Source organism: Haloferula sp. BvORR071 (genome assembly GCF_000739615.1).
In the GTDB taxonomy this organism is placed as follows: Bacteria; Verrucomicrobiota; Verrucomicrobiia; order Verrucomicrobiales; family Akkermansiaceae; genus Haloferula.
Genome location: NZ_BATP01000058.1, coordinates 24,889 through 39,968 on the forward strand (window position 1 = coordinate 24,889; position 15,080 = coordinate 39,968).

A 15,080-nucleotide genomic window follows, 5' to 3' on the forward strand; every position below is an offset into this window, starting at 1 on the left:
GCGCCTTCTGTTACCAGAAAGTCGCGAAGACGGCGAGGGCTCAAGGATTATTTTTTATTTCTTCAGGCCGCCCGGCTCGTCCAAGGCTGCTGGCAGCGGTGTCAAATCGGGCGGGAGGAATTCCTGTTTCGCCTCGGCGGACATGATCCGGTCCCGCGAATAGAAGAACAGCAGCACTCGTTTCCCCGCGAGCTGGCTCTGCGTGTTGAGGAAGGTATCGGCATCCTCGGCCGGTCCGAATTGGCCCAGGGTGCTCGCCACGAGTTGCAGCCAGGCGCAGGTCAGCGTCTCATGATAGCCGCCGGTGGGTGTGTCCTCGATGCGATGGGCCGCATTGTAAGCGCGGATGCCGGCACGGACCTTCGCCAGCGCTTCCTCGAAGGGATGCTGCAAGAGGTGGAGATAGGCCACCTTCAGATGCGCGCGGTGGTTCCACTCCTCCAGCGGCAGGGATTGGTCCAGGAAGGCGCGCAGGAATTCCTCGTCGGTCATGGGGGCGGGGGATGATCTAACAAACCGGGTCCCGTCAGGGGTATTCACTACCTTGATGCAGAACCAGCTCCGTGGCGAATTGCGCCATCGCCTTCGAGTAGTCCTCGCGGCGCACGAGCATCACCACGCCTTTGGCCGAAGATGAAGGAGGGAAGGCTCGCCTCATCGGATAGGCCGCGTCGAGCTTCGCGCGAGACTCCTGATTGGGCCTCGCCGTCAAGCGGATGGGCACAGTGGCGCGTTTGAAGAGCTCAACGGTATAGAGGGGGAGCATATTGCAAAGGGAGAGAGCGAGAATGAAGCCGGCTACACGGAACAGCCCTGTTCTCACCCGCCTGAGCCCGAATACCGCGAGGGCAAAGACCGCCGTGGCGATGGCTGGCAGCCAAGGGACGATCGACGCTCCAGGAAGATCGAGCCGCTGCACGAAGCTGCCATGCATCGCGACGATCTCGGTGTTCATGAAGAACAGGGCGAATCCGAAGAAGAGGGCGATGGGGAACATCGTTGGCAGGCTTTGGCCATCGTCACTGCGGTGCCGTCAGCGCCGCGCCGTTGTCCTTCGCCCCCAGCTTCTCCAGGAAGGGGACCACCTTGATCGCCCAGTGAGCTGGATCGGGATAGGCGGAGGAGGCGGAGCCGAAGCTACTCCGCAGCATGTCCGTATCGATGATCCCCGGATTCAGCGCCACGGCAGCCAGTCCGGCGGGCAGCTCCTGCGCCAGCGCGCTGGTCAGGCCCTCCACACCCCACTTGGTGCAGCAGTAAGGGGCTACCTCAGGAGAGGTGGAGCGGCCCCAGCCGGAGGAGAAATTCACCACCACTCCAGTGCCGCGGGCGATCATGGCGGGAAGGAAGCCCCGGCAGATCAGGTGGACGCCCTTGAGGTTCACGTCGATCACGCGAGAGAAATCCTCCGGCGGCACCTCCCAGAGCGGGGCATTGCGGTTGATCAGGGCGGCGTTGTTCAGGAGCAGATCGGGCGCGCCCACCCCGGCTAGGATGTCCGCCGCAAAGGCTGCAACCTCCTCCGCGGAAGTCACATCGCAGCGGGTGACGCGGTGTTTCTCGCCCAGCTCTTTGGCGAGGGCGGCGGCCGCGCTGCCATTCGTCCCGCAGCCGGAGACCGTCCAGCCCTTGGCGGCGAAGCCGCGGGCCATCGCCAATCCGAGGCCGCGCGTGCAGCCGGTGATCAAAACATGCTTCATGCTCGGGAGGGTAGGGAAGCCAAGTTGAAAATGAAGGCAGTAATTCCACCCGTATGCAAGTTGCACGCACGGGGTTTTTCCCTATCGTTCCTAGATGACTTTCGAGTTTTACGGACTCCTCGCGCAGTTCCAGCAACAGCAGCCGGGGGGCGGGCATGGGATTGGGATCGGCTACTGGCTGATCATCGGGGCTTCATTCCTGTTGAGCATGGCCGTCAGCGGAACGCTCAAGCGGCGCTTCGCCGAGTATTCGCAGATTCCGATGCGCATGACCGGCGCCCAGGTCGCCGAGGCGATGCTCCGCCAGAACGGCATCAATGACGTGCAAGTCATCAGCGTGCCCGGTCATCTGACGGATCACTACAATCCCGCGAACAAGACCGTGAATCTAAGCGAGCCGGTGTATCACGCGAACTCTGTGGCGGCCGCTGCTGTGGCGGCCCACGAGTGCGGCCACGCCGTGCAGCACCAGCAGGCCTACGCCTGGCTCGGCTTCCGCTCGGCCATGGTGCCGGTGGTGAATATCGCCAGCACCCTGCAGCAGTACCTGATGCTGTTCGCTTTCGGGGGCTTGGCCTTCTTCAAGTCGCCGATGATGCTGATGATCTGGGCTGGCGCCTTCGTGGTTACCGCCCTCTTCGCGGTGGTGACTCTGCCGGTGGAGTTTGATGCCAGCCGCCGGGCCTTGGTCTGGCTGGAGAAGAGCGGCGTCGCCAACCAGATGGAGCACAAGACGGCCAAGAACGCGCTGTTCTGGGCGGCCATGACCTACGTCTCCGCTGCCATCGGCGCGATAGCCCAGGCCGCCTACCTCGTGATGATGCTTCTGGGCCAGCGCGACAATCGCGGCTGAGCTTCGCGAGGGGGCGTCTAATGTCGCGACGCGAAAACGGTTTACCTACTTTTTCACGTAAGCGGATTTCCGTTGAGATGCGGAGGAGTTGTGGCTTAGTATGACTTAACCGCACCTCTTCCGGCGGCAGAGCCCAAGCCCTGCCCAAATGATGTTCCCACTACCCGGTTCCCCTGATCATCACTCCGCAGCCGACCACGATCAGCACGAGCACGCTGCGGCTGAGATGCCCTTCGACCCTTTGCCGACGCACCTGCAGCCGCTGCGCGAAAACCTCATGAAGGCGGCGATTGAGCTGCTCTCCTTCGCGGCGCGAGACGAGGTGAATCTCTTCGAGACGGTCATCGGCGGCCAGCGCCTCTCCATCGAGATCGCCTTGCTGCCACGGGTTGGCCGGGAGTCTGCCGGTGCCATGCGGGTGGTGCCGCTTCGTCCCGAGCTGCCGTCCCCCGCGACGTCTTGAGATTGGAGGCGGGTTCTCGCTGCGATAGGTCCTATAAGTTCTATAGGACCTGTCCGGGGTGAGGGGCGCAGAGCCCCGCTCACTTCTTCTGGAACACCCGCACGTAGTCGATGGTGAGCTTCTGCGGGAATTTGGTATCCGCATTCGGCGGCCCCGGCCAGCCGCCGCCCACGGCGAGATTCAGGACCATGTAGAAGGGCTGGTCGAAGGGGGCAGGGAACTGTCCGTTGGCGCTGTTCCACTTGGTCTGGGTCTGGTAGAGTTCACCGTCCACGTACCAGCGGATCTCGCCCTTCTCCCACTCCAGGGCGAAGACGTGGAAGTCGTCGCCGAAGTTGCCGGACTTGAGCTTGAAGGGCTCGCCGGTGTGCTCGTTCTTCGGCCAGCCGCCGCCGTAGTGCAGGGTGCCGTGCACGGTGTCGCGCTCGTGGCCGACTTGCTCCATGATGTCGATCTCGCCGCTGGCCGCCCAGCCGCCGTATTTTTGGGTGGCCGGGAGCATCCAGATGGCCGGCCACACGCCCTTGCCGCCCTCCGGGAGCTTCGCCCGGATCTCGAAGCGGCCGTAAAGCCAGCTCGCGCGGCGGTGAGTGCGCATGCGGCCGGAGGTGTAATCCTTCTGGACCCCGGCGTTGTTGAATTTCTCTTTCTTGGCCTCGATTACCAGCATGCCGTTCTCGACGCGGATGTTCTCCGGCCGGTCCATGTAGTACTGCATCTCGCCATTGCCGCCGCCGTGGCCGTTTTCCTCGACCCCCCACTTGGAGAAGTCGATTTCCTTGCCGTCGAATTCATCCGCCCAGACTTGGCTCCAGCCCTCGGGTGCGGCGTGGGCGAGGGGAGCGAGGAGCAACAGGGAGAAGAGGATGGGTTTCATGTTGTGCATAAAATTACATCAGCGGGCAGCCGGGTCTTTCAAGGTAAATCGCCGGAAAGCTTGGCTGCTGTCCCGGATCCCATCAAGGCGGCTTTCCTGCGTCGCTCATGCTTGAGATTCAACGGGACAGGAAGAGCTTGCCGCTTTCTTCACCCGTTGGATTGCCAAACTCCCTGCCACCCGCTCTCATCCCGCCCGCGGAATGGCAGCCGGTTTCTCTTTCGACTCACTCAACAAGGCCCAACGGGATGCCGTGGCCTCCTTGGATGGACCTGTATTGATCCTGGCCGGCGCGGGCACCGGAAAAACGCGCACAGTGACCTGCCGGATCTCGAACATGCTCGAGCGCGGCATCCAGCCGGAGAATATCCTGGCAGTGACCTTCACCAACAAGGCCGCCGCGGAAATGCGCGAGCGCATCGGTGGCATGGTCTCGAAGAAGAAGGCGGAGGCGATGACCGTCTGCACCTTCCACTCGCTCTGCGTGCGGCTGCTGCGCGGCGGCATCCACAAGCTGGGTTACAAGAAGAATTTCTCGATCTGCTCGGGCAGCGATCAGGTCGGCATCATGAAGCAGCTCGTGGTCCGCATGGGTGGCGCCGATGAGAAGGTGAAGGCGGAAGCCGTGCTGGCGGAGATTTCGAGGGCCAAGAACAAGGCGATCCCGCTGGAGGACATGGAGGATGATTTCTTCTCCTCGCTGGCAGTGGCGTATCAGAATGAGATGCGTGCGCAGAATGCCGTGGACTTCGACGACCTGCTCTTGCTTGCGGAGCAACTGCTGCGGGAGCACAGCGATGTGCGCGACTACTTCCGCCACGTTTACAAATACGTGACGGTGGACGAATTCCAGGACACCAACGGCCTGCAGATGCAACTGCTGCAGCAACTGGTGGGTCCGCCCTACAACGTCTGCGTGGTGGGTGATGACGACCAGTCGATCTACGGCTTCCGCGGTGCCGAGAGTGCGAACATCCTCGAGTTCGAGCGCTTCTTCCCGAATCCGAAGGTGATCCTCTTGGAAGAGAATTACCGCTCGACCCATGCGATCCTGCACACAGCGAACAGCCTGATCCGCCGCAATGTCGGGCGCCGCGAGAAGTCCCTGAAGTCCACCATCCTCGGCGGTGAGCCGGTGCGCGCCGTCGGCATGCCCGGGGATGAGGAGGAGGCGACCTTCATTGCGGAGGAGATCCTGGTGGACAAGGCCCGCGGCAATCTTCCCTGGGAAGAATTCGCGATCCTCTTCCGCACCAACAAGCAGAGCCGCAAGCTGGAAGAGGCGCTGCGCGAGCGCAAGATCCCGTACCGTATGGTCGGAGCACAGAGCTTCTACGACCGCCGCGAGGTGAAGGATTTGTTGTCCTACATAGCTCTGTTAGAAGATCCGGAGGCAGACGTGCCGCTGCTGCGGATCCTGAATTCCCCGCCGCGCGGCATCGGCCAGTCCACCGCGATGCTGGCCACCGACTATAGCCGCGAGATCGGTGCGAGTGTCTGGCGCGCGCTTTGCGACGAAGGCTTCCTCGAACAGCTTTCCACCAAGGCGAGGAACTCCGTCGAGACCTTCACTGCCCAGGTGCTCTCGGCCAAGATGAAGGTCGATGCCAAGGTCATGCCGGCCCAGGACGTCATGAAGGAGTTCATCGACGAGATCGAGTACATCCCCTGGCTGGAGCGCGGCTGCAAGACCGAGCAGGAGAAGCTCAACCGCAACGAGGGCATCGGCAATGTCCTGCAAGAGCTGGGCAAGGCCATGGAGCGCGGCAAGACCTTGCGCAAGTTCCTCGACGACAGCGCGCTGGCTTCCGACCGCGAGGACGACGATCTGGATAAGAAGTCCGGTGCCACCTTGATCACCCTCCACGCTTCGAAGGGCTTGGAGTTCCCCACCGTCTTCCTCGTCGGCTTGGAGGAAGGTGTGCTGCCTCACCAGCGCAGCGTCACGGAAGGAACGAAGGACGAGGAGCGCCGCCTGCTCTACGTCGGCATCACCCGCGCCCAGAAGAAGCTGACGATGACCTATTGCACGCTCCGCCAGAAGTGGGGCCAGCCAGTTTCGTGCCTGCCGAGCACCTTCCTCATGGAGCTGGATGACGAGTATCTGATCCACACCTGCTACGACGACATCATGGGTGCTGAGGCGGATGACGGGGAGCTCGACAACTTCTTCGGCAGCATGAAGGACTTCCTGAATAGCTGAGCTTCGCTCCTCGCGATGACGTGAGGGGATCGGGTCTTGATTTTCCTGCTCGGTTGATAGACTGGGCGGCGAATCCAGATGTCGAATCCTCCCCCTTCATCCTCTCATGTTTCAGCACCCGATGAGGATGCGTTGACCGCGGAACTCGCCGCTCTCCGTGAAGAGAGGGATGCACTGAAGACGGAGGTCAAGGATCTCTACGCCTTGCTGGCGAAGGAGGGCGGCTGGGCGGCGGGGCACTACTACTCGCCGATTCCCGACAAGGCGGAGGTGCTGCGGCAGATCGAGCTGAAGCGGGGTGAGCTGTCCTCGATGCCCGATATCGAGATGAATCGCCGAGGGCAGGAGGTGCTGCTCCGGGAATTCGCCACCTATCACGCGGAGATTCCCTTCCCTGAAGCGCAGGCGGAAGACTTCCGCTATTTCTTCCGCAACGAGTGGTTCGGCCATGCCGATGCGGTTTACCTCCACTGCCTGCTGCGCAAGCATCAGCCACGGCGGATCATTGAGGTTGGCTCGGGCTTCTCGTCCGCGGTGATGCTGGACACGATCGACCGCTTCTTCAGCCATCCGGTAGAGCTCACCTTCGTCGAGCCTTATCCGGAGCGTTTGAAGAGCCTGCTGCGGAACGACGATCCGGATCGCGCCACCATCCTGGAGAAGAAGGTCCAGGAAGTCCCGATCGGGGTTTTTCGCACCCTGCAGGGCGGGGACCTGCTCTTCATCGATTCCAGCCACGTCATCAAGTGCGGGGGCGACTTGCAGTTCCTGATGTTTGAGGTTCTGCCCCACCTGCCCTCGGGCGTCTTCGTCCACTTCCACGACATCTTCTATCCCTTCGAGTATCCGGAGGAGTGGTTGCAGCAGGAGCGCAACTGGAACGAGCTGTATCTGCTCCGGGCCTTCCTGGCTCACAATGAGTCTTGGGAGATCCACTTCTTCAACAGCTACGTCGCCTCGGAATTCGGGGGCCTGATTGCGGAAAGTCTGCCGCTTGCGGGGAAGAGCGCCGGGGGTAGCATCTACCTGCTGAAGCTCTGAGTTGGGTCGCGGAATGCACGACCCCGGCGGTTTTCTGTGATTCTTTCAAATCTGGCGAAAATTTCTAATTTACCCGCTCGCGCCAGGCACGGAATGCGCTAGCGTCCGCCTCGTCGTCTCCCCCCTGAGGCCAGACTTCCAAGTCACCTGATTTCCGATGAGAGCTGCTGTTTTCTGTCTGGGCGCCGCCATCACCGTGGCAGTGGCATCCGCGCAAGAGCCATCCGCCCGTCCCGAGACCCCGCTGCGCCTGCAGCGTGCTTTCCCCAATCTCGTCTTTGACGACAACGCTACCGCCGCCTCGGTCACGCCGGACGCGGACAAGCGCATCGTGGTCGCCCTCCAGCGCGGGCAGATCCGTGTGTTGCCCCAAGACCGTGAAGCGACGGACTCCTCGCTCTTCCTCGATCTGCGGGAGAAGATGAAGGAGGAGGTCGAGTTCGAGGAAGGTGTGCACGGCCTCGCCTTCCACCCGAACTTCGCCAGTACGCGCAGGGTCTATGTCTGCTACTCGCAGCGCGGACCGCGCCGCACCGTGCTCAGTGAATTCGTGGTGCCGGAGGGCAAGGAGTTTCGCGCCGATCCTCGCACCGAGCGGGTTATCCTCGAATACCCGCACCCGCTGGGAAATCACTGGGGTGGGGGCATCGCCTTCGGGCCGGATGGTTTCCTCTATGTCGGCATCGGTGATGGAGGCCTGCGCGACGATCCCTACCGCCTTGGGCAGAACCTCTGGGCGCTCCACGGCAAGATCCTGCGCCTCGATATCGATGGCCGCAGCGCTGGTCTCGCCTACCGGATCCCGCCGGACAATCCCTTCGGCAGCCGCCAGGAGACCCGCGACGAGATTTACGCCTATGGTTTGCGCAATCCTTGGGGGATGTCTTTCGACCGCGAGACCGGTACCCTGTGGTGCGGTGATGTCGGCCAGGACCGCTGGGAAGAGGTCAACTTGATCAAGCCAGGCGGCAACTACGGCTGGAGCGAGCGCGACGGCCCGGGCCGTCTAACAGCCCGCGAGGCGGCCCCGGAAGAGGGCGGTCCCTATATCGATCCGATTCACGCCTACGGCCACGACCAAGGTATCAGCGTCACCGGCGGCTTCGTTTATCGCGGCAGCCGCATGCCCTCGTTGGGTGGTCGCTACCTCTTCGGTGATTGGGGCATGGGCAAGCTCTGGGCACTGTCTTGGGATCCGGCCACGAGCAAGTCCACCGCGGTTCGCCAGCTGTTCGCCCCGGAAGGCGACCTGCGAATCAATCCCACCGTCATCGCGCAGGATGCCGAGGGTGAGCCGCTGATCTTCTCCCACTCGCCTTCAGTGATCTACACCTTGGAAGAGTTGCCGGTGCTGGTGGAAACGGAGATGACCGAGGATCTCGGCGTCGAGCCCTTGCCGGAGCCGGGTGACTTGGAGCTGCCTTCTGCCGACCCTGTGAGTGAGCCGGACGCCGTCGAGAGCAGCGGCTGATCCAGTGCGGCCTGGCCGCCCTCTCGTTCAGCTTAGCCCTCCCAACTTTTGAAGACCTTCAGATCGGGCGTCTCTCCGGGCCAAATCTGAACCGAGTAAAAATCCCGTCCCTTGAGCCCATCTTCCGACAGGGTGCCGAGGCCATTGAACAGGATGCGGGCCGTGTAGTGGCCTGGCTCTACGCCTAGCTCGGCGAGCGCCCCTCCCGTGCATTCGTGGATCTGGATTGTGCCACTCGTGATTTCCAAGGGGGCTACGACAACATGCTGCCATTCGGCGAAGTGGATTGTGGGCTCGCGGTTCCAAATGCTGATCTCAACCGGCACCTCCGTGTTGCGCAGCGGCTGAACCACCACCACTCCCGTTGTTGCCTTGACCCGATGTGCGATGTCTTCTTGCGTGTAGTCGCGGGGAGCATGCATCCTGACAGCTCGGGATCCCAGATGTAGAACTGATGGTAGTCCGCGAAGACCTGAAGCGAAATGCGATGGACTGGCTTCATCCTGCCGGCTCTTTAGATGGTTCGCTGGGACGGCGCCAGCGCCACAATTGTGCCTGGGTCTCCGCCGTATGTCGGATGTCGACTCTCCGTTTTCCGAATCGTGGGAGTTTTCCGTGCCTCCTTCGCAGCTTCCTCAATCCCGCGCTTGCCCCGGCTTCGAACGCGGTGTTAGTCCTTCAAACGTGTTCGCCCGGCGGACGCCCTACTCCACTGGCCATGAATCCGCTCCGCACCCTGATCCTCTCGCTGACCCTCGCCGTGTCCGCCTCCGCTGAAGAGAAAACCTCCGGCAATCCGATCTTCGAAGGCTGGTACGCGGACCCGGAGGCCATCGTCTTCAACAACGAAGTCTGGGTCTTCCCGACCTTCTCCGCGCCCTACGAGCAGCAGACCCATTTCGATGCCTTCTCCTCGCCGGACCTGGTGAAGTGGACCAAGCACGAGAAGATCTTCGACACGGGTGACATCAAGTGGGCCAAGCGCGCGATGTGGGCGCCATCGATCATCGAGAAGGACAAGAAGTACTACTTCTTCTTCGCCGCGAACGATATTCAGAATGACAACGAGGCAGGTGGCATTGGCGTGGCCGTGGCCGACAAGCCGGAAGGTCCCTACAAGGACCTGCTCGGCAAGCCGCTGATCGACAAGTTCTACCACGGCGCGCAGCCGATCGATGGCTTCGTCTTCAAGGATGACGACGGCTCCTACTACTTCATCTACGGCGGCTGGCGTCACTGCAACATCACCAAGCTCAAGCCCGACTTCACCGGCTTCATCCCATTTGCGGACGGGGAGACCTTCAAGGAGATCACCCCGGAGGGCTACGTGGAAGGACCCTTCGTCTTCAAGAAGAACGGCAAGTACTACTTCATGTGGTCCGAAGGCGGTTGGACCGGTCCGAACTACAAAGTGGCCTACGCCATCTCCGATACGCTCATGGGGCCGCACAAGCGCATCGGCACCATCCTCCAGTCGGACCCTGCGATCGGCACCGGGGCCGGCCACCACTCGGTGATCCACACCAAGGATAATAGCTATTACATCGTCTATCACCGACATCCGCTCGGCGATAAGGACGGCAACCACCGCGTGACCTGCATCGACAAGATGGAGTTCGAAGCCGACGGCAAGATCAAGCCCGTGAAGATTACCAAGGAAGGCGTCCCGGCGAACAAGCCCTAAGCTACCAGTGCCGCAGCCGATAAGGAGAGGGGACCTTACTGTCCCCTGTACCGGTCGGGAGAAGCACCTATTGAGATTCGCTGTTAGGGATCTCACCGGGGGCAGTAAGGCCCCCGCTCCTTATCGAAGGCATCGGATTCCCGCATTCCATGCACTGGATCATCCATCGTGGATTCTTCTCCGAGCCTGGCGGGAGCTGGTTGCTTGATACGCTTGAGCGCTTCGGCATCAGCCACTCTCTCCACGATGTCGTCCCCGTCATCGGCGACCTCGTCCCTGAGCCCGAGCTCGCTCACCTCAACGTGATCGGCATGGGCTCCTTCTCCATGCGCCACTACGCCGCGAAGCAGGAATGGAACCCCGGCATCTTCGATCTCTTCGACCAAGATTTCGAACAACAACGCGTGCACTGGGGAGATCACCTCCTCAACTCCCGATCACGGGTCACGACCGTTCGCGATGCCAGCTTCCCGGACTCCCGCATGTTCGTCCGCCCTGTGAAGGACACGAAATACTTCACCGGCCGCGTCTTCGAACGGAGCGAGTTCCTCGCTTTGCAGCAATCCATCTGCGCCCCCAACCCCACTCACGGCACCAGCCTCACCCCGGAGACCCTCATCCAGATCTCCGAGCCACGTTCCATCTCCGAGGAATGCCGCTTCTGGGTTGTCGCCGGTGAGATCATCGCCAGCTCTCCGTACGAGCGCGACGGCCAGCCCACTCGCGAAGGCAATGTCTCCAACTCCATGACTTCCTTCGTTACCGACCGCATCCGCGAATGGTGTTCGCACGAGGCCTTCGTCATCGATGCCTGCCAGACCGCCGATGACCTCAAGATCGTGGAGATCAACACCCTCAACTCCTCCGCCTTTTACGCCGCGGATGTCCCGCGTTTGGTGATGGCTCTGGAGGACCGGTTCAACGCTGTAGGTTGAGGGAAACCTAAGCTCTCAATACTCCAGCCGATTCGGCACCTTCGTCCACTCGCTCCCCGGCTTCAGCGGCCAGCCCGGATCGGAGGGCGTGAAGACCCGCTTGTCCGCGTGTCTTCTCAACCACGCCGCCCACCAGGAGAAGGAGCTGTTCGCCACGATCGCATGCCGGCAGGCGGCCATCAGCCGGAAGTCGACCAGTTCCTCCGCAGAGGCTTCGTGATACCTCACCGGCGCGCCGTGGAAATCCAGATACTGCTGTGCCCAACCCAGATCGTCGCCGAAGACTTCGAAACGGCAGGTGCCCAAGGTTGAGAGCGCCGAGGTGATGCTGGAGTCGTAGTAGCCCGAACCCAATCGCGGCGAATAGCGGTCGCGGCGGATGTGCAGGAAGACCGAGGGAGTCCCGGCCAGCTCCGCTTCCAGATCCGCTTCCGCGCTGCCCTCTTCGAAGGGTGGCGGCTGGAGTTCCGTGCGGATCGTCGAGGCCCGCTCGAAGAAGTACTTCTCGCTCTGCCAGTAGCCATTCAGGCGCACCACCACGCGGTTCGAGATGAAGCCCGTGAGCTGGGTCTCCGGCTGTTCCTGGTCCTCCGCGAGGTAGGACCGCAGCGGATTTGGCAGCAGCTTGTTGAAGGAGCGGATCGTCTTGTGCCGTGGCCCCCTGGGATCACCCAGGCGCCAGCGCGGCGGGGCGACGCTGCCTGCAATCGGGAAGCGGTCGAGCTTGTAGGCGCGATCGTAGCTGTCGCTCTTGTAACCGGAGACATCGTCCAGCATCAGATCCCGGCTGGTCCGGATCGAATAGGCTCGCGCCGCGGCGTAGGCGAAGAGCTGGTTGCCCAGCCCGCCTTTGATCATGGCGACTACCGTTCGTTTCACTGATTACTCGGGACCTGGGGATTTCCGGAACTTGGCCAGCGCCTTGCGCAGGAGGTCGACGTCTTCCGGATTCCGCGCCGCATAGTCATCCAACTGCGCCTTCACCTTCGCCACCCGCGCCTCCACGCCGTCCGGGGCGAGGAGTTCGCCGTAATCCCCGCCGCCGTGCAAGCGTTCCAGCATCCGATTGCCGGTTTCTGGCAATACGTGGAAAAGGTCTACCCAGCCCTCAGGGTGTGCGCCCTTTTTCTGCTCCTTGGGCATCGGGGGGGTATTGACCGGGTGGCCGTCCAGGAAATCCCAGAACTCCACCGGCGGTGCGGTGGGATCCCCCGCATTGGCCCGGGCAGCCAGATCAGCCAAGGCCTGCCGGTCCACCTTGAAATAGGGGTCCGGGTCGCCCAGCTCGGCGAAGGCCATCTGGAACAGCGCGTGGTTCGGCATGAAGAAGATCACCAGCCGCGTGCCCTTTTCCCGGCAGCGCTTCACGATGTCCTCCAGCATGGCCATTTTCTCCGGATCCACCGTGCCGTTGTTGGTGTGGTTCTTGGCCATCCGGTAGATGGTCGAGTAGTAGAGGGCTTGGCCATCCGGGTATTCCGGCGCCCGGCGGAAGCCCTGCGGGGTGTGGTCTGCCAGCTCGCCCTTGGCCATCCGGGTGGTCGTGACAATTGAGGAGGCGATGGTCGAGATCCCGGCGCGGTAGCGCAGCTCGCGTTCTAAAACGTTTGATTTCGGGTCGAGCGGGGACAGGGCGAAGTCGGTCGGGTTGTGCTTCGCCAGCGGGGTGGTCAGGTCGGTGGCGTCCAAGGCCAGCACCACCAGCTTGGGGCTCTCATGCTCCATGAAGTAGCGGAGCATCGGGTGGCTCTCCTGAAGGAGGCCGGCGTTGAGGCCGAAGTTCCCGCACTTCATTCCCACGAAAACCGGGTGCTCGGGGTTCAGTCCGATGTCCACCCGCGAGGACCCGAACAGGCCCGCGTCCCAAGTTCCGGACAGCGCCAAGCCAGCCTTACAGGTGCGGGTCCAATCCCGCTCAATCCCGCGGTAAGGCTCCATCTTCGCCGAGGCCAGAGAAGAGGGGATCACGCGCCAAGGATTCACCCATGTATTAAACGCCACGCCGGAGACTACCACCATCGCCAGCAGGACGAGGAAGAAGGCTTGGTAGCGTTTGAGTGCGCGCATGCGAACGGTCGATTAAAACTGGAAGTAGATGAATTGGCTTACCTTGTCGAACTGTAGGCCGATCACCACGATAGCCAGCACGCTGGCCGCGGCGAACACCGGAGTGGGGCGCCATTGCCACCAGCGGCGGAGGGTCCGCGCCGGGTAGGGGGCTCCCTTCACGGGGAGGGCCGGCTTGTAGCGGGCGAAGATTTCCTGGGTGTTCGGCATCGCCCAACAAACGAGCAGGGCCAGTCCCACCCACAGTGGCTGGACGCTGGCGATTACCCGGTTCGCCTTGTCCGGCATCCCCGTGAAGCCGTGCACGCCGACCATCGAGCCGAGCATCTTCCCGGCGCTGGCGAAGTTTTCGGAACGGAAGAAGACCCAGCCCACGAGCGCGGCTAGGAATGTGAGTAAGATCGCCGCAGGCTTCCACAAACGTCGCCCTGTGGCGGCCCAAGCGTGATTGAAACAAAGGTATAAACCATGCAGCGCACCCCATGCGATGAAGGTCCATCCTGCACCGTGCCAGAGACCGCCAAGGAGCATGGTCAGGAACAGGTTCACGTAGCGACGTGTCGGACCTTTGCGGTTTCCACCCAAAGGAATGTAGAGATATTCCCGGAGGAAACGGGAAAGGGTCATGTGCCAGCGTCGCCAGAATTCAGCGATTGAAACGGCCTTGTAGGGGGAGTGGAAATTGAGCGGGAAGCGGATCCCGAACATTCGCGCTGAGCCGATCGCCATGTCGGAATACCCGGAGAAATCGAAGTAGAGCTGAAGGGCGTAAGCGACCGCCCCAACCCAGGACTCCGCCATCGTCGGCATCCGGCCGGCACCTGCCGCCAAGCCGAAAATCGGGTTCGCGATCGGCGCCATGTTGTCGGCGATCACCACCTTCTTGAACATCCCCGACATGAAGATCCCCAGTCCGACGGGAAAGTCCCGGTGCCATCCGTGATGCTTCAAACGAAACTGCGGCATCATCTCCCGGTGATGGATCAGCGGGCCCGCAATCAGATGCGGGAAGAAGGTTACGAAGAGCAGGTAGTCCGTGAAATGGTATTCCTCGGTCTGGCCCTTCCAAGCATCCACCAAGTAGGCGATCTGGAGGAAGGTGAAGAAGGATATGGCGAGCGGCAGGGTGATCTTGGCGATATCCCCGGGCCACCCGGTGAGCCAGGTAGCCGTGGCGGCCAAGAAACCGGCGTATTTGAAATAGCCGAGCAGCAGCAGGTTCGCGGCGATTCCAACACCCAATAGAAGCCTGCCCGGCTGTGTGTGCTTCAAACGGGATAGCTGCCTGCCTAGCAGGTAGTTGGCCCCGCAGGAGCTGAGGATCATGACCAGATATTTCGGGCTCCATGGCGCATCTGGATTTGGGTTCCAAACGCCATAATAAACGAGTGATGCAAACACCAGCCAGCCGAGACCCAGCCGAAACGGCGCCCGCCGCAGCGCCAAGAACACCGCCAGTGTCACCGGCAGGAAGAGCAGCAGGAAGGTGTAGGAATTGAAGAGCATCTCGGAAGAAAGCGAACGATCGCTTCAAGCGGACTTGTCGCCGAAAATGTCGCTCTCGATAGCCTCAAGCGTGTCGAGCAAATCGCGATCATTTCGCCCCGCGGAACGGATGCGAAGTAGCGCCGCCTTCAGAGCTTCCTTCTCCTCCGGCTCGCAGTCCTGAAGGGTGAGAACGAGTGATTCAAGCGCTCGTGCATCCGCGTCCTCGCGTTCAGCGCCAGCCGGGGCGGTGCTGATGTAAACGATCGCTTCGATCACGGCGTCGGCCAAAATGCTCATG

16 protein-coding genes are annotated in these 15,080 nt (G+C 61.9%); 7 read left to right on the plus strand and 9 right to left on the minus strand.

All coding sequences use genetic code 11. The annotated features are described in order from the left end of the window. Positions 1-54: 54 nt before the first annotated feature. From BV071_RS28555 to BV071_RS28565, 3 genes are read right to left on the minus strand one after another with little or no spacing between them, the layout of a single operon-like run. Positions 55-492 (minus strand): hypothetical protein, encoded by a 438-nt coding sequence (locus BV071_RS28555; protein ID WP_035614817.1) that lies wholly within the window; start codon positions 490-492, stop codon positions 55-57. Positions 493-526: 34 nt separating this feature from the next. Beyond that, positions 527-997, minus strand: coding sequence for a hypothetical protein (locus tag BV071_RS28560; protein WP_035614820.1), 471 nt, complete (start codon positions 995-997; stop codon positions 527-529). A gap of 22 nt (positions 998-1,019) precedes the next feature. After that, positions 1,020-1,700: an SDR family oxidoreductase gene (locus BV071_RS28565; protein WP_035614822.1), complete on the minus strand. Its 681-nt coding sequence runs from the start codon at positions 1,698-1,700 to the stop codon at positions 1,020-1,022. 94 nt (positions 1,701-1,794) lie between these two features. Here BV071_RS28565 and BV071_RS28570 point away from each other — a divergent pair, with 94 nt between their 5' ends. Next, on the plus strand, positions 1,795-2,553 hold the full coding sequence (locus tag BV071_RS28570) for a zinc metallopeptidase (RefSeq protein WP_081886298.1): 759 nt from the start codon (positions 1,795-1,797) through the stop codon (positions 2,551-2,553). A 148-nt stretch (positions 2,554-2,701) separates the two neighbouring features. Beyond that, positions 2,702-3,016: a hypothetical protein gene (locus BV071_RS28575; RefSeq protein ID WP_265595013.1), complete on the plus strand. Its 315-nt coding sequence runs from the start codon at positions 2,702-2,704 to the stop codon at positions 3,014-3,016. Between the two features lie 79 nt (positions 3,017-3,095). Here the strand turns inward: BV071_RS28575 and BV071_RS28580 are convergent, their stop codons facing one another. Beyond that, positions 3,096-3,893, minus strand: coding sequence for a glycoside hydrolase family 16 protein (locus tag BV071_RS28580; protein ID WP_035615022.1), 798 nt, complete (start codon positions 3,891-3,893; stop codon positions 3,096-3,098). A 202-nt stretch (positions 3,894-4,095) separates the two neighbouring features. On the opposite strand from BV071_RS28580, the gene BV071_RS28585 reads away from it, so the two are divergent. The 3 genes from BV071_RS28585 to BV071_RS28595 all read left to right on the plus strand — a co-directional run bounded on the left by BV071_RS28585 (position 4,096) and on the right by BV071_RS28595 (position 8,608). Beyond that, positions 4,096-6,096 (plus strand): UvrD-helicase domain-containing protein, encoded by a 2,001-nt coding sequence (locus tag BV071_RS28585; protein WP_035614826.1) that lies wholly within the window; start codon positions 4,096-4,098, stop codon positions 6,094-6,096. A 78-nt stretch (positions 6,097-6,174) separates the two neighbouring features. Then, positions 6,175-7,137: a class I SAM-dependent methyltransferase gene (locus tag BV071_RS28590; protein ID WP_081886299.1), complete on the plus strand. Its 963-nt coding sequence runs from the start codon at positions 6,175-6,177 to the stop codon at positions 7,135-7,137. 157 nt (positions 7,138-7,294) lie between these two features. Next, positions 7,295-8,608: a PQQ-dependent sugar dehydrogenase gene (locus tag BV071_RS28595; protein WP_052574001.1), complete on the plus strand. Its 1,314-nt coding sequence runs from the start codon at positions 7,295-7,297 to the stop codon at positions 8,606-8,608. Positions 8,609-8,640: 32 nt separating this feature from the next. Here the strand turns inward: BV071_RS28595 and BV071_RS28600 are convergent, their stop codons facing one another. Then, the gene (locus tag BV071_RS28600) at positions 8,641-9,030 is read right to left on the minus strand and encodes a hypothetical protein (RefSeq protein WP_052574002.1); all 390 of its coding nucleotides are present in this window, start codon (positions 9,028-9,030) and stop codon (positions 8,641-8,643) included. A 296-nt stretch (positions 9,031-9,326) separates the two neighbouring features. On the opposite strand from BV071_RS28600, the gene BV071_RS28605 reads away from it, so the two are divergent. Both BV071_RS28605 and BV071_RS28610 read left to right on the plus strand, forming a co-directional pair. After that, positions 9,327-10,292 carry a glycoside hydrolase family 43 protein gene (locus tag BV071_RS28605; RefSeq protein WP_035614827.1) on the plus strand — a complete coding sequence of 322 codons (966 nt, stop codon included), beginning with the start codon at positions 9,327-9,329 and terminating at the stop codon, positions 10,290-10,292. A 149-nt stretch (positions 10,293-10,441) separates the two neighbouring features. Then, a complete protein-coding gene (locus BV071_RS28610) occupies positions 10,442-11,227 on the plus strand; it encodes an ATP-grasp domain-containing protein (RefSeq protein ID WP_035614829.1) in 786 nt (261 codons plus the stop codon). Between the two features lie 15 nt (positions 11,228-11,242). Here the strand turns inward: BV071_RS28610 and BV071_RS28615 are convergent, their stop codons facing one another. From BV071_RS28615 to BV071_RS28630, 4 genes are read right to left on the minus strand one after another with little or no spacing between them, the layout of a single operon-like run. Next, on the minus strand, positions 11,243-12,106 hold the full coding sequence (locus BV071_RS28615) for an alpha-1,2-fucosyltransferase (RefSeq protein WP_265595014.1): 864 nt from the start codon (positions 12,104-12,106) through the stop codon (positions 11,243-11,245). 3 nt (positions 12,107-12,109) lie between these two features. Then, positions 12,110-13,294, minus strand: coding sequence for a hypothetical protein (locus tag BV071_RS28620; RefSeq protein WP_035614833.1), 1,185 nt, complete (start codon positions 13,292-13,294; stop codon positions 12,110-12,112). A 12-nt stretch (positions 13,295-13,306) separates the two neighbouring features. Beyond that, the gene (locus BV071_RS28625; protein ID WP_035614835.1) at positions 13,307-14,800 is read right to left on the minus strand and encodes an MBOAT family protein; all 1,494 of its coding nucleotides are present in this window, start codon (positions 14,798-14,800) and stop codon (positions 13,307-13,309) included. Between the two features lie 24 nt (positions 14,801-14,824). Further along, positions 14,825-15,079, minus strand: a complete 255-nt coding sequence (locus BV071_RS28630; RefSeq protein ID WP_035614837.1) for a hypothetical protein — start codon at positions 15,077-15,079, stop codon at positions 14,825-14,827. Between the last annotated feature and the right edge of the window lies 1 nt (position 15,080).